Below are 24,478 nucleotides of genomic sequence, written 5' to 3'. Positions count from 1 at the left end.
CCTTTTATTTTTTACTTATAAAGATGAGGGCTGTTTCTGTTTTTTCGGCCAGGGCAAGTGCTACATGTCCAAATGCCTTTTGATGTTTCCCGGGGTTACCCAGTCCCATGATCACAAGGTCATGACGGGAAGCCTGCGCTACCAGTTCTGCTACAGGATCATCATTCTGAACGATGAGCACTCCGGTCTTTCCGGGAATAATACGACTGGCAAAACGGGAAAGCTTGATATTGTTCTTTTGAACTGTTTCTGAAGACGCTGCGGATGGCAGCACCTGGATAAAGGTGATCTCTGGCTGAGAGGCACGCCAAAGGCTGGCAGCTACCCTGGCACGCAATGGATCATGACTTTCAAAACCGGCTACCGGAATGAGGATCTTTCTGGCCGCCGTGATCTTCCACCCGCTAAAGGGCTGGCGGAATACCACCACATCGGCATTGATATGTTTCACCAGTTTTTCCAGGTTCCGGCTGGTTTGAATATCATTCAGGTCACTTAATCCCAACAAGAGGCTCCTGCAATTGTGTTCCTTTACCACCCTTTCTATTTCCTCCCAGGGATGGTCGGCTATGGTTGTGAGGGACTCGGGACGCAGGCCGGCTTCAAAGGCGGCTTTAAGTGCGTACTGCATCACATCCCGGCTCGACAGCAATCGCTTCTCAAGATCATCTTTTTCGGTACTGGGGATCACAATAGTATGCACCAGGATCCTTCCAATTACCGGTGGTGCAAGGGCATTAGCCAGAAAGACCATGGATTCTGCATTTGCAGGGTTAGAAATGGGGAGCATCACCAGCGGACTCAATCCCCTGAGCCTTATGAGCTCGGGATCCAGTGCCTGTTCTGACGCTTCAATAGCTTCCGCTTTTTTCACAAAAAATGAGGCAAAGAGGAAGGCGCCAACTGCAAGCCACAAGACCGCGATCATTCCGGCAGCGGGTACCACAATGGCCTGGAATATTGCCAGTCCTAAACAGGTGACTATTCCCGCGATGGGAAGGGCAGGAAAAAAGGGAGCTCTAAAGGTCTTGCTCTCCTTATAGCCGCGGTTGCGCATCAGGATCATGATAAGATGCGCCAGTGCAAAGGTGATCAAAAAGATCAAACTGGAAGCCGCACCGGCTGCCGCGAGGTTGGGCAGGATCAAAACAAGAAAGGCTACAATTCCGCAGGTCACCCAGATAGAGGTTACCGGGGTACCATATTTCTTATTTATATTGGAAAGGTGATGGTTTAAAGTCCGGTCCCTGGCCATGCTAAGGGAAATGCGTGAAGCTGCAAAGAGGTTGGCCTGTAAAGCAGATAACATGGAAAAAATACCTGCTACCAAGACCAGCCAAAATCCGAAAGCCCCAAGATAATTTTGAGCGGCGACAGCCAGAACTGTCTCAGGGTTTTCGCGGCTCATTGTGGTAATACTTTCCCCCGTCGATACACCTACGGTGGACATGAAGAACAGAAGGGGCAGGTAAATTACCAGGCCTACCGCAAGTGTGCCCATCATCGCCTTTGGAATTACCTTCTCCGGATTCTTTATTTCTCCTGCCGCCGAACCAATGAGATCAAACCCCTGAAGCGCGATAAAGGTATAACCCATCGCTGCGATCAATCCGCTGAATCCACCGGAGAAGAACGGGTCCAGACTTTCGGTGATCCGGTCGAACGGTGTTTGCACAAAAACAGCGAGTCCGCCGGCGATGAGTACAGCGAATACGGCCAGTTTACCCACATTGATCACGGCCCCGCCATCGCCCGTTCCTCTTATAAGGCCAAAGGCGAAGTAGCCTATAGCTGCCAGGGCCAGGAGCACCGGAAGCATTTTCAACTCCAGGATGCTGCTAAGGCCTTCTGCCGGGATCTGTTGCAGTGCAAATAGCGCAAAAGCCCCAAAGCCAAGAGCGTAAAGCACTGCTGCTACCAGCGAGGCAAACCACACGATCCACCCCACCCCAAAAGCTACCTGCAGCGATAGCGCCTTTTTAGCATAGGTATAAGTTCCTCCCGACTGCGGATTCGCGGAAGCCATTTCAGCAAAACTAAGGGCGGTAATAAAAGCTATTAATCCGTTTAGCGCAAAGGCCAGGACTGCAGAAGGGCCGCTTACCGCAAAGGCCACCCCCGCAAGTGCAAGGATTCCACCCCCAACCATGGCTCCGACTCCAATGCCGAGCGCTCCAAAAAATCCTATAGTACGTGATGTTGCTGAAGAGGATGGATCGGGGTTCATTAATGAGAAGCTTAGGTGGAATAAATTTAGTAATTAGTTTCCAAAGAAATCAGCTCACAACAATATGATCAAAGGATTTTATCTTAACTCGCCAAGGTTCCAGTTTCCGTCAGTTTGCGTTTTTTTATCAATACGACAGAATTGGGAAAATTGTATCAAGAACGACGGGTTTCCTGCTCCGCCTCGGTTCTCGACACGCTCCGCTACTCGAACTGACGGCACGGTTAAGTTCAAAATTTACATAAAAGACTATAATGAAACGTTCCCGACAGTTCGAGTGAAATTGGGAGAGCGATAGCGAAGACAATTTTGTATCGAGAACAAGGGGTTTCCGCGCCTCGGTTCTCGATACAATTTTCAAAACCGTCAATTCGAGCCTGCCTGCCGGTAGGCAAGTATTCCGACGAAGTCGGGATGTATCGAGAACCGGTTTTGAAAATCACTCGAACTGACGGCGCGGTTAACGGCTATCCTCTGCTCTCTGCCCTCTAATTATTTTTAAAAAATTAGATGCAGCACTACCCCTAAATACCTGCAATACAATCTAATTCAATACATTTTTCCTATTTTTAGAACAGGTAATTAAATTTCCATGATCAGTTTCTTTAGAATATTCCACAGGGACCTGCTGGGACGGGGAAAAATAAGAAAGTATCTTTTGTATGCTGCCGGGGAGATCGTCCTTGTGGTAATCGGTATTCTTATAGCCCTGCAGATTAATAACTGGAATGAAAGACGAAAGCTGCAAAAGACAGAGGTGAACTCGCTTATGGAACTAAAAGCAGCCCTGGAGATCTCCAGGGACAACCTGCATCACCTGCTAGAGAACAATGAGCGCTGGCAGACCTACAATCTCCGGATAAAGGACTATATGGAGAACAGAAAACCTTATGATACCACTCTGGACGTGTGTTTTGGCACCTATTACTGGACGGGAAAGGCCCAGTTTACTACGGCTGCCTATACAAAACTCAAGAACAACGGCCTGGAGCTAATTTCCAATAAGGCGCTGCGCAAGGATCTTGTGTACGTTTTTGAAGATTATTTTGGACAGGTGAAGAATGAACATGAACAGTGGGATACAGATTTCCTGGCCTATGTCATCTATCCCCACCATGTGCAGCTCTTTGAGAAATATTATCCGCCGAACCCCCATCCACAGTACGACGAATATGCGAAACCCACTGACTATGAGGCTTTACTTGAAAATGAAGAATTTCACAACATTATAGCTGAAAATATTTCCCTCCGCCGGTACAGTATGACCTTTAAGAAAGAGCTATTAAATAAGATTGACAGCCTTAGCTTTCGCATTGATGAAGAAATAAGAAGCTTGTCTCCGTAGAAATCTTCTTTTCGCAGCTTCCGGAATAGTCTTTATTTAGAGTATACCCCAATCTCTTACTTTGCTATTTTCACACCCGTCAGTTTTTTTTTCAATGCAACAGCATTGGGAAAAATGTATCGAGAACGACGAGTTTCCGGTTCCGCCTCTGTTCTCGATACTTCCTGTTCTCGCAAAGCTTCGACCAGGAAACTCGAACTGACGGCGAGGTTTGGCTGGCAAGGAACCTATCATTCTAAAAATTTTTTATGGCATTGCATTTTTAAAGCGGCCTATCGAAAATTTTGCGTCAAAATTGAAATGAGCGAGCCGTAAAATTTTAGGCTGTTTGAGCCATTTGTATTATGTATGATGACACATATGGATGGCGAGTTCCTAAAATTTAGGCTCCGAATGAAAATTTTAGCAACATTTTCGTAAGCCTAGACTTTTTTGGTTCTTTTTTGGTCGATGCAAAAAAGAACGAGACCATACATTTTCAAGTATTTGCGTCAAAATGAGATTCAGATCCCTCGGTTCTCGATACGATTTTCAAAACCGACCGTGGGGATCCAATTGGAAGGATAACTTTTTAGCATTTCAACTCCCGCCTTTAATAAACCTTTAGCTTTAATTCTTTGCATTACAGCTTCTTAATGCTGATCTTAAGAAAAAAAGAAAATGAAAGCAGCTTATTACAATGAATTTGGAGGTCCGGGATCTGTAAAAACGGGGGAGATCGAATTAAGGGAACTAAAAGAGGGAGAGGTCCTTATAAAGATAAAGGCGGCGGGCGTAAATCCAGTGGATGCCGTGATCACCAAAGGTTACTATAAAGATATGATGCCGCACACTTTCCCGATCATTCCGGGTTGGGATGTGGCCGGAGTTATAGAGCAGCGTGGCCATGCTGCCCGTAGATTTGAGGTAGGCGATGAAGTATATGCCTACGCGCGTAGACCAGAGGTGAAATGGGGAACCTTTGCCGAATACATCATTATTCCCGATAGTTATTTGGCCAAACGTCCACAAAATATTTCTGCAGAAGCCGCTGCAGCTATTCCCCTGGCGGGATTGACCGCTTACCAGTCGCTTTATGTGGCAGGAGGGCTTCAGGAAGGACAAAAGCTCCTTATCCTGGGTTCTTCAGGGGGTGTGGGTAGCTTCGGAATACAACTGGCCAAAGCAAAAGGCGCAGAGGTCATTGGAGTGGCCAGTAGTAAGAATCATGAGTACATGAGATCTTTGGGCGCCGACCATACCATAGATTATCACGACAAAGACATTGGGGAAGCCGTTAAACAGATCTATCCCGAAGGTGTGGACCTTATCTTTGACTGCACCAGCGGCGAGAGTCTGCAGCAGGCCCTTAAAAGCCTGAAGAACTCCGGAAAACTGGTTTCCATTTTAAACCAGGGGGAAGACCTGGATAAAAAGATCGATTTCGAATTTGTCTTTGTTGAACCTAATACGAAGCAACTCGAACATCTGGCCAAATTGGTAGAAGACGGCAAGCTAAAAGTAGAAGTAAGTAAAACCTATTCCCTTGATGAAGCCGCCAAAGCCCTGGAACAGATCCAGAGTTTACATACTACAGGTAAGATCGTGGTGAAGCCATAATGGCCTCTATTCTCGATACTTCCTGTTCTCGCAAAGCTTCGATCAGGAAACCTCCCTTCGGGTGAGGCAGGCTCGAACTGACGGCGAAGTTCACCTCAAAAGTTAAAGGATGAATTCTACTGAACGATTACCTCGTCAGTTCGAGTGAATTTGACCCGCGTTAGCGGGAACAAATTAGTATCGAGAACGACGGGGTCTCCGGTTCCGCCTCTGTTCTCGATACTTCCTGTTCTCGCAAAGCTTCGACCAGGAAACTCGAACTGACGGCGAAAACACCGTGGTTTAAACTTAGGCTCCTCCCACAGGAATACCTCCAAAAAAGTCATTTTTGAATGCTCCCGGAAACTATCCCGCTCCTCTTTCCTGCAGCCTTTACTAAGGTTAATTTCCTCATAAATAAAGCAATAGAACTTCTTCCTGAAGTACTTTTACACGAATAAAAGGTGGAACAAAATGAAGGGGGAAGAAAGACTAATGCAACCCATAGCAGCATCTGCAGGTATGGGTGCGATCGTAGAGAACGGAAATGTCACTTTCAGGGTCTGGGCTCCACATGCCGACCGTGTATTTGTGGCGGGTGATTTCAACTCCTGGTCTGAAGACGAACTGGAACTGCAAAAAGAAGAGGCAGGGTATTGGGCGGGTGTCACCGATAAGGCCAAAGAAGGGGAACACTACAAGTATGTGATCTTTAACGGAGAGGAAAAGTTTTTCCGGAATGACCCCTATGCGCTGGAAGTAACCCACTCAAATGGGAATTCCATCATCCGCCGGCTGGACTTTGACTGGGATGGGGATAGTTTTGAACTTCCCTCCTGGAACTCCTTGGTGGTGGGCACCTTTAATGACATCATCGAAAAATTAGGCTATCTGAAAGAACTGGGGATAAATTGTATAGAAGTCTTACCGGCAGCCGAATTTGCCGGCAGCATTTCCTGGGGATATAATCCGGCTCATCCCTTTGCGGTAGAACAGGATTACGGAGGACCCGATGGTTTGTTTAACCTCGTAAAAGAGGCGCATAAATATGGTATCGGTGTCATCATGGATGTGGTATATAACCACTTCGGTCCGTCAGATGTAGACCTTTGGCAATTTGACGGGTGGAGTGAAAACGGAAAAGGCGGTATCTATTTCTACAATGATCACAGGAGTGATACCCCGTGGGGAGATACACGCCCCGATTATGGCCGGCCGGAAGTAAGGCAGTATTTGAGGGATAATGCCCTGATGTGGATCGAGAAATACCACTGTGACGGACTTAGAATGGATGCGACCTCTTATATCAGGTATGAAGGGGGCGGACTTGGATTTGATACTGAGATCATTGAAGGCCTGATCCTGATGCGAGACATAAATACTGAAATAAGGAACAAATACCCTAAAGTCCTTACTATAGCCGAAGATCTTAAAGGTCAGGACCTCATTACGAACAGGATAGAAGACGGGGGAATTGGTTACGGGGCGCAATGGGACCTTCATTTTGTGCACCCCATAAGAGATGCTTTAATTAATCCCGAAGATGAGGCCAGAGATCTGGAGGTCATTGCAAATGCAGTTACCTATCGATATGGCGATGATGCTTTTTCCCGGGTCATTTACACCGAATCACATGACGAAGTAGCGAACGGAAAGGCCCGCGTTCCCGAGGAGATACATCCCGGGAATGCTGAGAGTGCCTTTGCAAAGAAGAGGACTATATTAGGCCTGGTGCTGGTCATGACTGCACCGGGAATCCCCATGCTCTTCCAGGGTCAGGAATTTTTAGAAGACGAATATTTTAAGGATCATGAAGGCCTGGACTGGGAAAAATTTGAGAACATGAAGGGGATCACCCATCTAGCAGCAGACCTTGTTAAATTAAGGACCGGTGAATACGGGGCTACTGAAGGCTTGAGAGGCCAGGAAACAGAGATTCTACACCTCAATCAGGAAACAAAGATACTCGCATATAAGCGCACCAATCCCGGAGAAAATGAGGAGCCGGTGCTAGTGATTGTCAATTTTGGTAATAAAGATTACGAGGACTACGGTATTGGAATCGAACCTGATGCGGAATGGCACCTGAGATTCAATAGTGCCTGGAAAGGTTATGACGAAGATTTCTCTGAATTACCCGTCGACGGAATGAATACCGAAGAAAAAGTCACCGATGACAAACCCTGGACCGGACAACTGAATATTCCTGCCTACGGCGCCCAGATCTATACTCTATAAAGTGACGCCTGAAGCCTAGGTTCTCGATACACCTTCCCACCTGCGCTGCAGCTGGAAAGCCACTCGAACTGACGGCGAAAACATGATAAAAAACCACCACGTCAGTTCGAGCCCGCCTGCTGGCGGACAGGCCTGCCTGGCCGGCAGGCAGGTGTTTTTTTCAATGCGACAGCATTGGGAAAAAAGTATCGAACGACGGGTTTCCGGTTCGCCTCTGTTCTCGATACTTCCTGTTCTCGCCAAGGCTCGATCAGGAAACTCGAACTGACGGCAAGGTTGAACCTAAAAGTTATAAGAAAGACTTTATTGAAGCAGGTTTCCGTCCGTTCGAGCCTGCCTGTCGGTAGGCGGGTGAATTTGGACCTGCGATAGCAGAACCGGATTTGTATCGAGAACGACGAGAGGGTTTCACTTTTTAAACTTCTTTTTCGCCAGGTTTGGCAATTCCTCATACTTCCCTGCAATTAAAGCTTCCTTTTTAGTCCGGGACCAATTCTTTATTTGTTTCTCTGAAGCTATTGCATGGTTAATATCTGTGAACTCAGCATAGAAGACTAATTTTACAGGTAGACGCTGAGCAGTGTAGCTGTCCGGGTACTTTGCTGAATGATGTTCTATAAGACGGTTGTCAAGGTTGGAAGTTACGCCTGTATAATAGGTATCGTCAACGCATTGAAGGATGTAAACATAGCTTAATTTCATCCATTAAAGTTATGTTTTTTTGATATCCTTCCAGAGAACAAGTGAAAATCCAAAATCACCCGTCAGTTCGAGTGTTTTTTTCAATGCGACAGCATTGGGAAAAATGTATCGAGAACGACGGGCTTTCCAATCCGCCTCGGTTCTCGATACACCTTCCCACCTGCACTGCAGCTGGAAAGCCACTCGAACTGACGGCGAGGTTTAGCTCAAAAATTTCCCGTGATTACAACGCATCCCTCACCTCGTACATAATGGGCAGGGAATATTCTACCGAGACGAGTTTATCGCGTTGCCGTCCGGGGATCATCTTTGGCAGCAGCCTTACTACTCTGGCCGCTTCCTCTTCCAGTCGTTTGTTAGGAGCCCTGGTTTTTATGTCCACCACATTTCCCTTTTCATTGATCTTGAAGGTCACGTAGATCCTGTTGAAGCCGGTGAGTCCCAGTTCTTCACTTATCCTGGTGTTGAATTCGCGTTTTACATGCGCGTCAATTTTTTCAGACATGCATTTTTTCTGGGCTTCTTTGTTCTTGAAATTCTCACAACCCGGAAATATTGGGATCTGCTCCACGATCATAAAGGGGATCTCCTCGATCTCTTCCTCCTCTTCCTGGTAGGCGATATCTGAGACTTCCACGATTTCCTGGATCCTGTCTTCCTGGCTGCTTTCGGTGGACTGAATAGTGGTTTCTTCAATTTCCTCGATATCCTGAATTACTTCTATTACTTCGGGAACCGGTGGCGGAGGTGGCGGAGGGGGTGGCGGAGGCGAATTGAGCTGGGTGATAGGAATATCTTCCAGCACCAGGTCCGGAAGGTCCATGTCAAAATCATCTGAAGTTTCACTTGCACTGGACTTCCACTCCAGGCCAACATAAGAGATACTGAGCATGATGATCAATCCCACCTGGAAGAACAGGAGACTATACCTGCCGGGATCTGCTTTAGGATTTTTCTTGATTTTCATATCCGGAACTTTATAATGACGAGATGGCTCTCAAAAAAGTCACTTTTAAGCGCTCTTTTCGTCCGGATCGACAACGGGTAATATTAAAAAGCTCCTTCATTTGAAAAGAGAGGTCGATTCATTCCAGCTCAATGCATCAACCTTTTAAAGGTAGCTGACAAACAGCAACTAAAGAATGACATCTGTCATCTAAAAAGGCTGAAAAAGAGTTGGTTTCAGGAATGAAGTCCCCCTAAAAGTCCCAAATTTTTTGCCTTAGAGGATGGGCTCGTTAAGCCTCAACACCAAATTTAAGGTAAATATTTTCGTCTTAACCATTGATTTTCATCATACTACACTCTTATTACCCACTATTAGGTATTGCACAGGGAAAAGGTTGGTTGTATTTTACCCCTTTTTCTAACTTCCTTTAAAGCACCTGCTTATGATATTTAAACTTACACGCGCCAAATCTTTTTTTGTTTTAATCTATTTACTCCCCCTATACTTTCTGGCCGGCTGTTCTACAGATGATGGTCCTTCTGAGCCAGATACTTCTACCTCTAACCCACAGGGACTCACGGTTTATAAAAATCAAACCGGAAATCCAAATGCCGATGCCTTGCAGGCACATTATGAAGATAATAATGTAATGATTGACATCTATGGAACTTTTGATGCTATTGGCGAGCCTTCTGTGCCAAAAACTGTGACGGTCCAAAAGAAGAACAATGACACGATAGTTAACCTGGTACTGGACCCTTTTACCAGTAGAATAGCTTCTTCCTTTATTTCAGTAAACGGGGAAAGGGCACCCGTGGTGATGAAATTTTCTTACCCTGAAGTTGGCTCCAGTCCCATCACAATTTCCCTCTACGAGTACAACTGGACTACGCACACGGGAGAAGTCTTTTTTACCACCACTTTAAATGGGGAAACTGGAGGGGTACAAAATGTTCCCGGTACTGCCCGGAACAATTCCGGGTCTTCCAGAAATGTTACCAAAAGTGCCGGATCAAGCCTGGATCTTATAACTGGAGTTGCCAGCGGAATAGTTGTAGCCGAAATTGTTTCTGTGATAGGTGGTGGTTGGTCTCTTATTCCCGTTGTAGCATCTACTGCGACTGCGGTTGCTGCTGTTGCTGTTCCGGTTGCGATAGGAGCTGCTATAGGAATTACTGCAATTGCCTTATCGGCAATTTTAAATGAGGCCGGGGCTTCAGAAATTGTGCCATCAGATCTGCCTTACCCTAACGGAGTTCCCGTTCCTAACCCTGTACCACCAGGAGAAGACCCAACCCCAAACCTGGAAGTAAATGAATGCGAATCCGTACAAATAAGCTTTAGTGCCTTCATGGATCAGGACGGGACCATAGTAATACGGAATATTTCTGGTGGTGCCTCGCCCTACTCATATGCGGTAAACAACACTGTCCAGCAAAACCAGATCTTCAGTAATGATTATCCTGATGACACCTATATGATCTCTGTTGTAGACGGAAATGGATGTGTTAGATCAATGCTTCTGGCTTTAAGTCGGGAAAACCCAATGATAGGGACCTGGAAACCCTTAACCTGGGCAGGGAAAGCTTTAGGATCCCCAGTATATGATTATTTAGATGATTGTCCCGACATTGCTATTTTCATTGATTACTTATATTCCCAGACTTTAACCTTTACAGAAGATACATATTCTGCTTCAAGTGAAGAACAGTACATTGATCTAAATCGTCATGTGGACACCAATACCTGTGTAATAACAAGTGACGATGCCGATACCACGTATCCCAGAGAGACCTATAACGCAAATGGGACTTATACTTTTTCAGGTAATATCCTTACAATATATTATGAAGGTGATCCCAATGATCCCGAAATTGGGCAAATTGAATTCGTAAATGCGGAAAGAACCCAATTTATTGTGGTAGAAGATCCTTATGGTGATATTTATGAGAAACAATAAATAGTATTGGCGATTACAGGAAGTATACATTTTTAAGCTCTAACTATTTTAGAGTTCCGAAAGTGTCTTCGGAAAAATAACACCCTGCTTTCACAGGGTGTTTGGCGCAAATTAATAGAAGTTTTAAGAATTATAGAGCCTTTTTAGCTTTCAGGAATTCCACGGCTTTCTCTAACACAGGATCTTTTTCTTCCAGGAAGTCAGACAGTTTTTTCGAAACCATAATATCGGGCTGCACTCCTACTCCAACAAATTCCCGTCCATCAGGATAAGTATCTTTTTTGGTACATATCCTGGCGTAACCGCCGCCGGGCATGTCGAACATCAGGGGCTGTCCGGTGCTGCCAAAGCTGGGTTCCCCTAGGATGGTCATGTGCGGCTGGTTATCGGCATAGATAAGAAAGTCCTCAGCAGCAGATGCGGTATTGTGACCTATGAGCAGTACAGTGGGCACCACGATCCTTTTGGCTTTTAGATCCACCTGCTCAGGACTGTAAGGCAGATCAAAATAGGTTTGGTCGCGAAAAGCGCTGTACATTTGCTTAGCCTGCGGATTGTCTATAGTATCCTGTGGTTCAACCCATTTTCCCCAGGCCTTGTAGACAGAAATATGTTGCCGGGTTTGAGTTTTTGAACCATAAAGCAGGCTGTCATTGGTGAGGTATTCAAAGATGGACTTGCCTATCCATGTACTACCCCCGCCATTGTTCCTTAGATCTATGATAAGTTTTTTAGCTTTATACAGCTCAGGTAACTTCTCAATGAAGAGGCTGTTTATTTTCTCATTATCAAAAGAATTGAGCGCCACATAGGCAATCCCGTCGTTTAACCATTTGAATTCTAAAAGCTCACGCTGCTTCATTGGCGGATACAGCTCCTCCTCTTCAGATTTTTCGGCAGTGACCTTCAGGTTCTTTATTTTTCCGTCAGGCAGTCGCAGCTCGAGCTGGAAAGTGGTGCCCATTGGAGCCCATAACATTCTACTAATGCCCCAATCCTCCAGCACATAGGATGTGGAAGACGAGATGTATGGCTCCACATTTTCCTTGATGTACTGCCTGCTGCTAAGTCCGTTCACCTTAATGATCTCGGTACCTATCGGGATCTCTTGCTTCTTACTCGCGTTGATGCCGGTGATCACCGCCCTGCCGTCAATATTTGAAATGAGGAAACGGTAAGCTCCAAAATCAATACGGTTGATGTTTTTATCTATCTCCCTCGGGAAAAAAACGTTGGTATGCCCGTCTTTTAAGGAAGCACAGAACTTCTCCATTACCCGGTAGTACTCGTAATCAGTCTTTGTCTGCTGCACCTCGACGATCGTCTTTTTATAGAGATCTTCCCATTCCTTCTTATCCACTTTATCATAGTAGACAAAATTGTAATTCACTTCCTGCCAGAATTTGGAGAGCCCATAGATCTTTTCACTCTCAGTAAGGCTGTTTGACATCTGGCTAAAGGCCGAACCCGAAAACGCCAGCATGATCAAAAATATAAGTTTCTTCATTTTTTGGTTTTTCCTAGAGACTACTGTCCGGGTATTTCGTTACAGCTTTAGCAAAATTTTGGGAGAAAAGTCAGGAGGCGCCAATTTGAATCCTGAAGAGATTTCTGCCTGTAATAAAAAAACACCTCTTAAGAGAGGTGTCTAAAATGTCATTTTTGGAAGGTCTCTAGGAGACCACTTCTTCTTCGGTTTCCTCCTCCACTTTTTCTTCGGAAGCAGTATCGATCACTTTGTATTTCTCCAACTGCTCTTCTTCTCCTGTGAAATAAGGGAATACATCGAGGATCGGGGATTCGGTAATCGACGGAATGTTATAATCTCCCATCGTGGTTTCCATGGCTTTGATGGTGTTCTCAAAAGCCTCTTTTACATCATTGGCCTGCACCAGCAGGTAGATATTGGTCTTTCGTTCCTTCCCGCTTTCCTCATCCAGGGCAACCAGGGAAACCTTAGACTTGAACCAGCGATCTGAATTTTCAAAAGGATGCACTTCAGAAAAGTTTGCCACCTTGATGTTCATGATCCTGAAATCTTCATTGGTGTACGCTTTCATCTCCTCTGTGATCCTGGCTTCGGCTTCGGTATACGACACCGCATCCAGCAGATAGGTATCGGTAGTCACTTTCTGTTCGCCTGTTTCGTGTGTTTTTCTGTATTTCACCTTACACTCATACCAAATTACGCTCATATCTGTATTTTTTAGGGGGCCAAATATAGACCTTATAAAAAGTGATCCTAAATTCTCTTCGGAATAGATATTCACAATTTTTTAATCAGTGCCGGAAAGTTCTGGGCTTCAGTAAGGAAGCCGAATTGCTTCCGAAGAATTTTCCGCAGCTATAAAAATTTCAGCGTAAAAACAACTGAATCAATGGATTATATTTACACTGAAGAAATCTTGAGAATTTCTGAAAATTTTAGGCAGGTAAAATCTTATATTGGGTTCAAATTAGGAAAGCAACAGCAATGAGAATTAATTCCGATTTCATGTGGTCTATCTATTTGATCGTGGTAGCCGCTCTCTTCTTTTACTTCGGAAATTTATTGGCAGTTTCAGAAACTGAAGAAAGATACACCCGGGAAAGTGAGGAATACACAGAAAAGATCAGGGAATTAGAACGACAGAATCAACAGCTGTCCAACGAGCTTACTTCGAGAGGTATTTTTAGCTATCCGCAGGCCAATATTGTCTCTACCCAGGAAGATTCATTGGCTACTATTCTTATCACGCTGAATGGCCAATCTCCCCTGGAAGACCTTACCTTAAAAAGAACTCATGTTTACAACTATTCTGATATTAATGCGGAAGATGCGGAGAAATCTGGACATAAAATTAGAACTACTCACCTGGGAACTTTAAAGACGCACAACCCTGCGGGGTTTGAGATACCCATGAAAGACAATGAAGTTGCCATTGAGCTGAACTACGAAGCCGGAGATAAGCATTGGACACAAACTATGAGAGTGAAAAAGACAGCAGATAAAGGCTTTACAACTTTCTGGGTCATCACCAACAAGAACGGGGAAGTGATAGACAAACATGTGGACAAAGAATTTCCAACCGAAACCGATGAAGGGATCCTTCTGTGGAAGGATAAAAAGGTGTGGTATTCTAAAATTGAAATGAACTCCGGTTTCAAACTTTAAAGGAAAACTCGTACACCTGCGATTCCGTACAACATCCAGAAGGAACAGGCACAATCCCTTCCAAAAATGACATTTTTGAGGCAATTGCAGTTTACTCCTACCAGCTGAGCTGGCTGGAGCCACTTATAAATCACCTTTGGTTTTTCTTACGGAAGCTGCTTTCACACCTCCCTTCGGAATTGTAAGAATTTCATTAGCAAAGTTTTATGTTTTGTACGGCACATAATTTTGTATCTTCCTAATTCAGTGTACTCCCCTTATAATCAATTTATTAACCAAAAAATTCGATATTATGAAAACATCGGGTACACCCTTTTTATGTCGCCGGTTAAACCGGCTCTTCTTTTTATTTTTGTCGACGATCCTTATCATCGCCTGTCAAAAAGAACCGATCCTTACTCAGGAAGACCTGAATGCTTCCGCAAAGAAATCTCAAGCCAACCATTCTTACGAATTTGATTACCCTGTTTTTGACATTGCCAGTACTCCCGATGGAAGTATCATGCTAGGTCTTAATGATGAAAGCAGAAGCATTAAACTTATCAAGAACGGCGAAGTTCGGGATATGGTAAGCCTGCACTCTCCTACCCGTATTAATGGTATTGCCACTATTGGTGCAGGGAACGCTTTTGTTACTACCGAAGGAAGTGACCTGGCCCAGGACGGAGAGCTCTACAGGATCTCCAACGGGAATGTGCGAATGGTAGCCGATCTCGCAGATTTTGAATTCAACAATGACCCCGACGCCAATGAAGGGTTGCAGTGGAAAAATGTACTTTGTGAAGAGTCCGCAGATTTTAGCGCAGGACCTCAGAACAATCCATTTAAGGTCATAGCGGTTTCCGGAAGTACTGCTTTTGTTGCAGATGCAGCAGGAAATACTATTCTCGAAGCTTCAACCACAGGAGCGGTAGACTGGAAAGCTATTTTACCGCCTCCTCTCGAAAATGGCGATTTTAAATTACTTTTTTCCATTAACAGTGACATTCCCTGTTATGTACAGCCGGTTCCTACCTCATTGGCACTGGGACCAGATGGATACCTTTACGTGGGTGAGTTGACCGGTGCTGTAGCAGGTGGATTTCCTATAGGTCTTTCAAGGATCTGGAAATTACCGGCAGATGGAAGCCATTTGGTTTGTCAGGAAGACACCGGTGACTGCGAGGTATTTAAAAAAGGGCTTACCTCGATCATCGATATGGAAATTGGCCCGGATGGCCGACTTTATGTGGTTCAATTTGATCAAAGTAGCTGGTTTTCGGTCTTTGTTCCCGATCTGGCGCAAGGTGGAACTATCACCGCTTATGATTTAAATGACATGGATCCTACATCTGAAGGTGAGATAGTGGCCGGTAACCTTTCTTTCCCCAGTGCCATTACCTTTGATAACAAAGGCAACTTATGGGTTCTGGAGAATAATGATGTCAATAATCCTGTAATTGGTAAAAAGCCGGTAGTACGAATGCTGGACTATAGTCTGTAAAAACAGAAAATGAATCATAAACTTCTAAAGACCGGCTTAAAGCCGGTCTTTTTCATGGGAAGCGAACTAATATATATTGAAAAAGCAATTTTTGGGAACTCCTGTGGGCTGCTTTAATATTACTTTATAAAACGTGCCTCTCCAAAAACTGTATCTTGTCCGCAAAAATAAAGACCATCGCAAAGATCAATTTTTTATCTATAAGAAAGCGCTACGAGCACAAACTGGGCATCAGTTTAAGCGGAGGCAGCGCACGGGGCTATGCGCATGTAGGAGTTTTAAAAGCCCTCAAGGAACACGGGGTTGAACCGGACGTCATCTCGGGCACCAGTATGGGAGCTGTGGTAGGAATATTATATGCCGCAGGTTTTGAGCCCCTGGAGATCCAGGAGATCTTAATTAAAGAAAGCTTCTCGAAGGTCACCGGATTTTCATGGCGGCGCACCGGGCTCTTAAAAATGGAAAAACTGAAAGTGGTACTGGAAAAATACATTCCCGAAGATGATTTCTCGGGTCTCAAAAAGCCTTTTTATATGGGCCTCTCCAACCTGAACCAGGCCCGGCAGGAGATCAGGAACACAGGACCAATTTACGATTACCTTATTGCCAGCTGTTCAGTCCCCGGATTTTTCGCCCCGGTCATAATCGAAGACGAATATTTTGTTGACGGTGGACTCATATGCAACTTACCTGCAGCTGCCATAAGGGAGAGATGCAGATACCTTATAGGTTCTCACGTAAACTTTTCAGGAGAGAAAACCGGCTTCACGGGACCTAAGGGGATAATGGAGCGGGCCCTTAACCTTGGGATCAACCAAAATACCAGACCCCAGATGGAACTCTGCGATTTTGTTATTGACCCTCCAAAAATGCAACATTACTCGCTTTTTGAATTCAGTAAGATCGAAGAGATCATTGAAGTGGGATATTCCCATACCCAGGAAATGATAGAAGCAGGAGATATCCCGGTGAAAAAACTGGCAGTCAAAAAAAAGGTATAGGTGAACACCTATACCTTCTGCTGAAAAATACTTTTAGTCATTTACCAGTACCAGCTTGAAGATCTTACCGGTATTTCCGGCAGGTCCCAGCTGACTGGAGACAGCGAGATACATTTCGCCGTCCATGTCCTGCCCAAATCCTTTTAAGTAATACCCCAGATTGTCTGCATAGCTCTTGAAGTTCACTTCTTCATAGGTCCATGGCCCAGCCCCAGTCGGGTTGGAAATATACACCTCGCCTGTTGGCTGAAAATCCTTTGAAAAGGAACCAAACAGGTATTGACCGTTGAGATCTGGAATACTGTTTCCGCGATAAACATAACCGCCAATCACCGTCACTGTAACGCCGCCTGCAGGATTAGCCGCATTGGGCAGTTCTATAACGGGATCTGTCAAAGGGGTGCCGTAGACATCAGTGTCAGGACAGGTAGCAGGAATATTCTTGTTATCTGACGCATCAAAGCAGTGACTTCCTTCCTTCACATTCCAGCCATAATTTCCCCCGGCTTCCACCACGCTTATCTCTTCCCAAAGGGATTGGCCCGCATCACCCACAAAAAGTCGGTTGGAACCTCCCATATCAAAGGAAAAACGGAAAGGATTCCTGAAACCATAGGCATAGATCTCGGGTAGAGGATCTTCCCCAACAAAGGGATTGTCCCCCGGGATGCTGTAAGGAAGCGCTCCATTCACATCAATACGGAGAATGTTACCCAGCAGGTTCTCTTCAATATCCTGTCCGTTTCCTCCTGCATTGGCCTCATACCAGTCCTCAACATGGCCGGGTGCAACGTCATCGGCAGCCCCTCCATCACCTATGGAGATATAAAGATATCCATCAGGACCAAAAGCAATGGTCCCGCCCTCGTGATTTCCCTGTGGTTGATCAATATCAAGTACAATTCTTTCTGTGGAAAGTTCAGCCTGACTGGCTGCTGGATCGCTTACGGTAAATTCTGAGATGCGGCTGATATTGTTCCAGCTTGCTCCTTCTTCAGGGCCTCCGGCATTGGGTGGCGCCGTATAGTAAACGTAGAATTTTCCATTAACGGCAAAGTCAGGGTGAAAGGCCAGCCCTAACAACCCCCGTTCATCATAATCTGAACCCAGACTCACCATACGGCTCCTTACATCCAGATAAGGGTTTTCCTGTTTCGTGCCGTCTGCATTGATAAGCCATATCATTCCTGCCTGGTCAATTACAAACAATCTGCCGCTATCGTCAGGAGATTCAGTAAGACCTACAGGAGAAACTAAATTATCTGCTACCAGTAACAGGTCCAGCGATTGTGTTGGTTCCTGCCGTACATCATTGTCATCATCAGAGTTACAGGCAAAAAAAGTAAGGACCATCAATGCCGTAAGGAAAGTATAGCCTCTGATGTATCTTCTTGAAAGAGTGGATTTTTCCATAGCAATAGGATTTACAGGTTGAGTTTAAATATCTTCAGGGGAACTAACATAAAACTACCAATTTGCTATTTTATTATCGGAAAAATGAAGTTATTTCCTACTTATTTAACACATTGGTTACCAATATTTTAGACTAAAAAAACAGATTTTCCGAAGATTTTCAAGTTCATTGATTAAGGAAGATTTTCAAAAGATTCTCGCAGAAAAATCAGAGTATATATGGGTTTATCAATTCTTCAGTCATTTTAATAAAAGCTTGTTCATACGACATACAATCAACTAAAACACTGATAATCAGTATTAAATAACTATCATTTAATAAGAAAATCTTATATTTGAATTTCTTCCCCCGCTGAAGCAGACTGCTTCCGAAGCTTTTCAGGTTAATGAATAAAGTCGGTTATCTTTTTATACAGGAGAATACAGTAATCATTAAAACTTGGAATTATGGACAGAAAAACCTTTTTAAAAAAAGCTTCTGTGGGGCTCTTAATCGGAATACCCACAGTTTCCTTACTGGGATGTTCAGGCTCAGATGACAACGGAAATCCTAATCCAAATCCCAATCCTGATCCTGATCCCAGCGCCAATTGCCTTCAGAACGGAACCAATAGTTCTGTAAGTACTACTTCGGGTCACACCCATAGTCTTTCGGTACCCAAAGAAGATGTATCGGCAGGAGTAGAAAAGACCTATATGCTAAGCCAGGCGGCTGCACATATTCATGAAGTAACCATTACCGCAGCCATGTTTCAGTCTTTACAGAGCAATAACTCGGTAAATGCGACGTCTACTTCTCAAAGTGGCCACACGCATAGCGTCACGGTATCCTGCGCGTAAAATTATTCCCTGTCTTCAATTAATAGAGGACAGGGAAATTGTATGTCTTAAAAATAGAATGGAATTATTTCTTTGGAGGCAGGGCGAAGGCTTCGGCTTCGTGTTCAAAATGATTTCTATGGGAGCCATCGCAAAATGGTTTGTTGGCTGAACGGCCACAGCGGCAAAGGCTTACCTTATCCCTTCCGCCAAGGTCATACTGCTTACCTTCCTTATCTACAATTTCGAAATCTCCCTCAATAAGCAGGGAGCCGTTGTTGTTAACTTTGATCGTGGTTTTTGACATAGTAGTTTTCTTTTACACGAAAGTACGGTATTTACACTGTACTTCCGGAAAAACAATTGTTCCAAAAATGCCATTTTTGGAGCACCTATATCACTTCAGAAAGATCTGCCTTGGGAAAGAAGATCCTGAACCGGGTACCTTCATTCGGTGTACTGTCAACGGTGATCCTGGCCTGGTGTTCTTCTATGATGTTCTTGACCGAATTAAGGCCTACTCCCATTCCCGAGTCTTTACTGGTATAAAAAGCCTCAAATAGTTTTTCAACCTGTTCTTTTTCCAATCCTTCCCCGTTATCGGCAATACTTAGCACCACTTCGGAATCCTCCTCAACAATACTAATCTCGATAATACCTTCATCGGGAATAGTGGCTTCGGAAGCATTAAGAATGATATTAAGAATAGTGATCTCCAGTTTTTCATCATCTCCAAATATATGGAAGGCTCCACTGTAATTTTTGATCACCTCCACTCCTGAAAGATAGATTCGGTCTGCAGCTTTCTGAAGGCTGCTTTCTACTGTTTGAGCCAGGTCCATTCTGCTAAGTTGGGCAGGTTCGTATTTCGAGGAATTGAGAAGATTGTTCACCAGGTCCTCCAGCGTTTTACTGCTTCTACCCAGAATTTCCAGGTACTTTTCTATTTGTTCTTTTTCACCTTTTTCCCAGGATTTTGCCAACACCTGCTTGACCATCCCAATGCTCGCGATAGGATTTCTCAATTCGTGAGCGAGGGTACGGGCAATTTCCCCCTGAATGGAGAATTGCTTTGCTCGCATCAATTCTTTCTGAGTCCTTTTTTGATGAGTGATATTGCGCATCAACAACATATATTCTTCCAGCCAAACCCCGTCTGGTCTGTTAAATACCTTGCCTCGCAAGCTGAACCATTCCCACTTGTTCTCCTTCAGCTTCAACCTTACTTCCACATCATATACCTCATCGTCTGATGATTTGATGAGATTTCTGTGGAGTTCGGTAAGCTTCTCACGATCCCGTGGATGTACAAAGGGCAACACATTAATGAGCGGCATACCTTCAATGTTATCTTTTTGGAGACCTTCCAGAGGAAAAAGATCTTTATTAAGGTAGCGGATACTTAGAGTTGAAAGATTTATGATCAGGATAAATTCCGGAGTTGCGGTAACCAGTTTTTTCTTGAACCTGGCAGTTTCCATAAGTTCTTTCCGGTTAAGCTCCAGAGAGTGTTCCAGTCTTCGACGCTCCAAATCGTCAATATTCAGCTTTCCGGAGATCCAGGTCGTGTATAAAAGTCCGACAAGAGCGTAGGCGACTGTAAAAAGTGCAATTCCCAGCTCGGTGTCTATTACTTCAGAACCTGCGATATATAGTAACATTATACCCAAGACGAGCGGCATGGTGATCAAAAACGGAAGAAGCTTTCTGGCAAGTTTACTCCCTACTTTCACTCCCGAAATAAAATCTATATAACTGTTACGGGGATCGATCAGTGAAAGACCCAGGGAAAGTATTAAGAAGTTAATGGCGGTATGGAAGGCCATGGAATTGAACACCAGCACTTTGGAAGTGGTAACGCTTTGCAGGAAAAAGGTAAGTATAGCCATTACCGAAATAAGGGCTACAAAACCAAGTGCAAATTTGTGGATTCTTTTATAGACCAACCGGCGGGAACTTGCCGTTAGCAGGGCCACTCCGAAGAATGTAAAACATAAACCCGTGGTTCGGGCCATTCGCCCAGGAAAAGTGCCTGTATAGGTATCCGGCCAAAAAAGGTTATCTATATGAAGGTCAACGTTTATAAAGTATTCCAGGAAGCTTAAAAACCCGATGAAAATAATAAGTGTGCCCAGCGCTGCTCCAACAGAATTGAGCAGTTTATCTTTTTTCACGACACTAATTAACCCCAAACCTGCAAGGACAAAACCGAGGGCTGTATTGAACTTCATGGTGGGTGCACCCGAAAAGACACTCAGCACTAAAGGCAGCTTTACGATCCATGAGATCAAAACTGCCAGGGCAACCGTAACTACTGTCCCTGACATTAGCAAGATCTGCGAAATCCTGCTATTTACTTTCTCTGTAAGAACAGAGCTTCTTCCTGCAACTAAACCAACCTTTTCTATCACTCCACTATGTATAAGCGGTAAAAATAGGTAATTAACTCCTGCGAAATACCTTTAACAAATTTTTTACACTTAAAAATGGCATTTATTGTGCGAAAAACGTTACACTTTTTTACTAAAATTTTTATTACCTCCTATTGATAGGCTTTTTCACAGTTCATCCTGAAATTTATACAACCCGGTAGAAAAATATTCTTCCTGCGAAACCTCTCCCTCATCTTTGATAAAAATTATCAGGATGAAAACCACAATACTTCTTTTCTTTCTTATTACTCTTACTTCCCTTCAGGCCCAGGTGCAGATATCGGGAACGGTAAAGACTAAAAATGGCGCGCCTGTTCCCGGGGCTAACGTCTATATTGAAGGCAGCTATGACGGCGCCACTACAAATGAGCAGGGAAATTTCAGGTTCACAGCAAACAGCACCGGATCGCAAACCCTTGTAGTGTCCTTTATTTCCTATGAAACCTTTAAAAAGAAGATGGAGGTTTCACAAATGCATGATCTGCAGGTGGTACTGCGCGAAGATGTCACCTCTTTAGGTGCAGTGGTATTGAGTGCGGGGACCTTTTCTGCAGGAGATAATTCAAAGGTCAACGCTCTGAAACCTCTTGACGTAGTGACCACCGCCGGAGTCGCAGGAGATTTTATCGCGGCTTTACAAACCCTTCCCGGCACCCAAACGGTTGGCGAAGACGGGCGGCTGTTCGTAAGAGGTGGTACTGCCGAAGAAACCGGGGTATATATTGACGGAATACAGGTATTTCAGCCTTACACGGCTTCTGCCAATAATCTCCCTTCGCGCGGTCGCTACTCCCCTTTTCTGTTCGACGGGATCACTTTTTCCACCGGTGGATATTCCGCAGAATACGGGCAGGCACTCTCAAGCGTCCTTCTGTTGAACACCATCAACGAGCCCGATCAAACGGAAACCAATATTTCACTCATGAGTGTGGGAGCCGGGCTTGGGCATACCCAAAAATGGAAGAATTCGTCCTTTTCGGTCAACACCAGTTATATAAACCTGGCGCCATACCTTGAGCTCATTCCGAATAACGAGCAGGCTGAATTCGTTAAACCTTATGAGAAATTTGGTGGGGAGACGGTGTACAGAAAACACTTCAAAAATGGCATTTTTAAATGGTATGCTGCCTATGAGATCACCAATTTTGAACTCCTGCAGCCGGATATTAACCGTGAGGAACCGGTACAATTCGACCTCAAAAATGATAATTTCTATACCAATCTTTCTTACCGCGGAAGGATTGGAAAAGGTTGGAGCCTCCAGCCCGGGATCAGTTTTTCCCATAGCAAAAACTCTATTGGAATTGACGCTGCCGAAGTGGACAACTCCGAACTGGCGGCTAACGTTAAACTGAAACTAAGTAAGCACTTTAGCAACCGGTTCAAATTACATTTTGGCGCCGAAGGGGTGCTGAAGAATTTTTCTGAAGATTATAAGGATCCTCAAAATGGAACTTCTTCCCTGGAAGTTTCTCCAGACCTCTTCGCCGGCTTTGCCGAATCTGATCTCATCTTTAGTAAAAATTTCGCCATGAAAGTTGGACTCCGCGGGACATATCTGGACCTGCAGCAAAAACTTTATTTGGCGCCCAGGGCATCCATGGCATTAAAAGCCGGTACAAACGGTCAGTTCTCCCTGGCCTGGGGAAAATTCTTCCAGCAGGCCGACACAGAGGCCTTAAAATACGATGCCGCTTTAAAACCGGAAACTGCCACCCATTACATCCTGAACTATCTCTGGACTAAACCCGGCTACACCTTCAGGGCCGAGACCTACTATAAAAATTACAACAGCCTGCTTAAGTATGATACCGAAGATCCCACCTATAACTCCGTTTTCAGCAATTCGGGAGAAGGTTATGCCCGTGGGCTCGACCTTTTCTGGAGAGATAATGAGACTTTTGACAATCTGCAATACTGGCTGTCTTACAGCTTTATAGATTCTGAAAGAGATTTCAGGAATTATGAGGCTTCGGCTACCCCGCAGTTTGTCGCAGATCATTCCGCCAGCCTGGTCACTAAATACTGGATCGACAGCTGGCAAAGCCAGGTAGGCTTTACCTATAATTTCTCCTCCGGAAGGCCTTTTGAAGATCCTAATACAGCAGGATTTTTAAATAATAAGACGAAGAGCTATCAAAGCCTGAGCTTCAACTGGGCTTACCTGCTCAGCCGGCAGAAGATCCTCTATTTCTCAGTCTCTAATGTGTTGGGAAGAAAGAACATCTTCAACTACGAATATGCAAATACCCCTTCTGAAAATGGCATTTTTGACAGGCGTGCAATCACCCCGGCTGCAGACCGGTTCTTCTTTGTGGGATTCTTCTGGACCATAAGTAGTGATAAGACCAAAAATCAATTGGACAACCTTTAAGACCTGAGTTTTACAGTTCATCCTCTAAAATCAACAGTTCAGAACAGAAAAATTCGAAAGCCTATCATTATTAAGCACTTTTGAAGTGTTAATCTAAAAACCAGAAAAAATGAAAGAATTCATCCACATCCTAATTATGAGCGCCTTTTTCGCAATTGCCGCGCACTCACAATCTCAGTATGATTCCGGAATGGAAAAAGCCTTTGAGCTTTGGCAACAAGGTGAGTCCACCCAAGCTGCTAATATGTTCGAGCGTATAGCCCACGCTGAGAATGAAAAATGGCTGCCCTACTATTATTCTGCACAGATCAAGATCGTTGAAAGCTTTGACATGACTGATGTTGCACAAAAAGAACAGCAGTTACAGGAAGCCCAAAAATTACTGGACCAGGCACGATCTATCGCAGGTAATGAAAACGTTGAACTTATGGTCCTGCAGGCCATGCTTCACACCTCGTATATTACCCTGGATCCTGCCACTTATGGCATGAAGCTTTCCCCGGTGATCACGAACCTTTATGCCACTGCGGCAAAGCAGGCTCCTGAAAATCCGCGGGTGGCGCTGTCACGGGCAGAATGGAATATGGGTTCTGCAAGGTTCTTTGGAGAAGATCCTGCAAAGCACTGTCCCGAATTAAAGGAAGCACTGCTGCTTTTTGAAGAGCAGGAAACTTCAGAAGCATTTGCGCCAAGCTGGGGCAAGGGCCGTACAGAAATGCTGATCGACCAAATGTGCGGAGAAAAAAATGATGATTAGCACAGGTTTTCTGCCAATTAATGATAGAAAATTCTTTAAAAAACCG

General features: G+C 44.6%; 18 protein-coding genes. 10 read left to right on the top strand and 8 right to left on the bottom strand.

Going from position 1 to position 24,478, the window contains the following annotated elements; genetic code table 11:
- Positions 1–4: 4 nt before the first annotated feature.
- Positions 5–2,227 carry an amino acid permease gene (locus ACNORC_RS09220; RefSeq protein ID WP_418335338.1) on the bottom strand — a complete coding sequence of 741 codons (2,223 nt, stop codon included), beginning with the start codon at positions 2,225–2,227 and terminating at the stop codon, positions 5–7.
- A 592-nt stretch (positions 2,228–2,819) separates the two neighbouring features.
- Here ACNORC_RS09220 and ACNORC_RS09215 point away from each other — a divergent pair.
- The 3 genes from ACNORC_RS09215 to ACNORC_RS09205 all read left to right on the top strand — a co-directional run bounded on the left by ACNORC_RS09215 (position 2,820) and on the right by ACNORC_RS09205 (position 7,388).
- A complete protein-coding gene (locus tag ACNORC_RS09215) occupies positions 2,820–3,572 on the top strand; it encodes a DUF6090 family protein (protein ID WP_418335337.1) in 753 nt (250 codons plus the stop codon).
- A 660-nt stretch (positions 3,573–4,232) separates the two neighbouring features.
- Positions 4,233–5,171 (top strand): NADP-dependent oxidoreductase, encoded by a 939-nt coding sequence (locus ACNORC_RS09210; RefSeq protein WP_418335336.1) that lies wholly within the window; start codon positions 4,233–4,235, stop codon positions 5,169–5,171.
- 453 nt (positions 5,172–5,624) lie between these two features.
- Positions 5,625–7,388 carry an alpha-amylase family glycosyl hydrolase gene (locus ACNORC_RS09205; protein WP_418335335.1) on the top strand — a complete coding sequence of 588 codons (1,764 nt, stop codon included), beginning with the start codon at positions 5,625–5,627 and terminating at the stop codon, positions 7,386–7,388.
- A 408-nt stretch (positions 7,389–7,796) separates the two neighbouring features.
- On the opposite strand, the gene ACNORC_RS09200 is transcribed toward ACNORC_RS09205, so the two are convergent.
- Both ACNORC_RS09200 and ACNORC_RS09195 read right to left on the bottom strand, forming a co-directional pair.
- Positions 7,797–8,090, bottom strand: a complete 294-nt coding sequence (locus ACNORC_RS09200; RefSeq protein WP_418335334.1) for a GIY-YIG nuclease family protein — start codon at positions 8,088–8,090, stop codon at positions 7,797–7,799.
- A 223-nt stretch (positions 8,091–8,313) separates the two neighbouring features.
- On the bottom strand, positions 8,314–9,057 hold the full coding sequence (locus tag ACNORC_RS09195; protein ID WP_418335333.1) for an energy transducer TonB: 744 nt from the start codon (positions 9,055–9,057) through the stop codon (positions 8,314–8,316).
- Between the two features lie 424 nt (positions 9,058–9,481).
- On the opposite strand from ACNORC_RS09195, the gene ACNORC_RS09190 reads away from it, so the two are divergent.
- Positions 9,482–10,999 (top strand): hypothetical protein, encoded by a 1,518-nt coding sequence (locus ACNORC_RS09190; RefSeq protein WP_418335332.1) that lies wholly within the window; start codon positions 9,482–9,484, stop codon positions 10,997–10,999.
- Between the two features lie 130 nt (positions 11,000–11,129).
- Here the strand turns inward: ACNORC_RS09190 and ACNORC_RS09185 are convergent, their stop codons facing one another.
- Both ACNORC_RS09185 and ACNORC_RS09180 read right to left on the bottom strand, forming a co-directional pair.
- Positions 11,130–12,506, bottom strand: coding sequence for a S41 family peptidase (locus ACNORC_RS09185; protein WP_418335331.1), 1,377 nt, complete (start codon positions 12,504–12,506; stop codon positions 11,130–11,132).
- Positions 12,507–12,672: 166 nt separating this feature from the next.
- The gene (locus tag ACNORC_RS09180) at positions 12,673–13,194 is read right to left on the bottom strand and encodes a DUF4494 domain-containing protein (protein WP_418335330.1); all 522 of its coding nucleotides are present in this window, start codon (positions 13,192–13,194) and stop codon (positions 12,673–12,675) included.
- Positions 13,195–13,472: 278 nt separating this feature from the next.
- Between ACNORC_RS09180 and ACNORC_RS09175 the strand changes: the two genes are divergently transcribed.
- The 3 genes from ACNORC_RS09175 (at position 13,473) to ACNORC_RS09165 (ending at position 16,637) form a co-directional block, all read left to right on the top strand.
- Positions 13,473–14,153, top strand: coding sequence for a hypothetical protein (locus ACNORC_RS09175; protein WP_418335329.1), 681 nt, complete (start codon positions 13,473–13,475; stop codon positions 14,151–14,153).
- A gap of 352 nt (positions 14,154–14,505) precedes the next feature.
- A complete protein-coding gene (locus ACNORC_RS09170) occupies positions 14,506–15,636 on the top strand; it encodes a ScyD/ScyE family protein (protein WP_418335328.1) in 1,131 nt (376 codons plus the stop codon).
- A gap of 155 nt (positions 15,637–15,791) precedes the next feature.
- On the top strand, positions 15,792–16,637 hold the full coding sequence (locus tag ACNORC_RS09165) for a patatin-like phospholipase family protein (RefSeq protein WP_418335327.1): 846 nt from the start codon (positions 15,792–15,794) through the stop codon (positions 16,635–16,637).
- Positions 16,638–16,670: 33 nt separating this feature from the next.
- On the opposite strand, the gene ACNORC_RS09160 is transcribed toward ACNORC_RS09165, so the two are convergent.
- Complete coding sequence (locus ACNORC_RS09160; RefSeq protein ID WP_418335326.1) at positions 16,671–18,050, bottom strand: PQQ-dependent sugar dehydrogenase; 1,380 nt, start codon at positions 18,048–18,050, stop codon at positions 16,671–16,673.
- A 447-nt stretch (positions 18,051–18,497) separates the two neighbouring features.
- Between ACNORC_RS09160 and ACNORC_RS09155 the strand changes: the two genes are divergently transcribed.
- A complete protein-coding gene (locus ACNORC_RS09155) occupies positions 18,498–18,890 on the top strand; it encodes a hypothetical protein (protein ID WP_418335325.1) in 393 nt (130 codons plus the stop codon).
- Positions 18,891–18,954: 64 nt separating this feature from the next.
- Here the strand turns inward: ACNORC_RS09155 and ACNORC_RS09150 are convergent, their stop codons facing one another.
- On the bottom strand, positions 18,955–19,176 hold the full coding sequence (locus ACNORC_RS09150) for a CDGSH iron-sulfur domain-containing protein (RefSeq protein ID WP_418335324.1): 222 nt from the start codon (positions 19,174–19,176) through the stop codon (positions 18,955–18,957).
- Positions 19,177–19,261: 85 nt separating this feature from the next.
- Positions 19,262–21,196 carry a two-component system sensor histidine kinase NtrB gene (locus ACNORC_RS09145; protein ID WP_418335323.1) on the bottom strand — a complete coding sequence of 645 codons (1,935 nt, stop codon included), beginning with the start codon at positions 21,194–21,196 and terminating at the stop codon, positions 19,262–19,264.
- 319 nt (positions 21,197–21,515) lie between these two features.
- On the opposite strand from ACNORC_RS09145, the gene ACNORC_RS09140 reads away from it, so the two are divergent.
- Together ACNORC_RS09140 and ACNORC_RS09135 are read left to right on the top strand one after the other, a co-directional pair.
- Positions 21,516–23,675: a TonB-dependent receptor gene (locus ACNORC_RS09140; protein ID WP_418335322.1), complete on the top strand. Its 2,160-nt coding sequence runs from the start codon at positions 21,516–21,518 to the stop codon at positions 23,673–23,675.
- A 109-nt stretch (positions 23,676–23,784) separates the two neighbouring features.
- Complete coding sequence (locus tag ACNORC_RS09135) at positions 23,785–24,432, top strand: hypothetical protein (protein ID WP_418335321.1); 648 nt, start codon at positions 23,785–23,787, stop codon at positions 24,430–24,432.
- Positions 24,433–24,478 lie beyond the last annotated feature (46 nt).

The organism is Salinimicrobium soli (assembly GCF_048323655.1).
Lineage (GTDB): Bacteria > Bacteroidota > Bacteroidia > Flavobacteriales > Flavobacteriaceae > Salinimicrobium > Salinimicrobium soli.
Note: the sequence above shows the minus strand (reverse complement) of the source record. Positions and strands in the feature narration are given on the sequence as shown.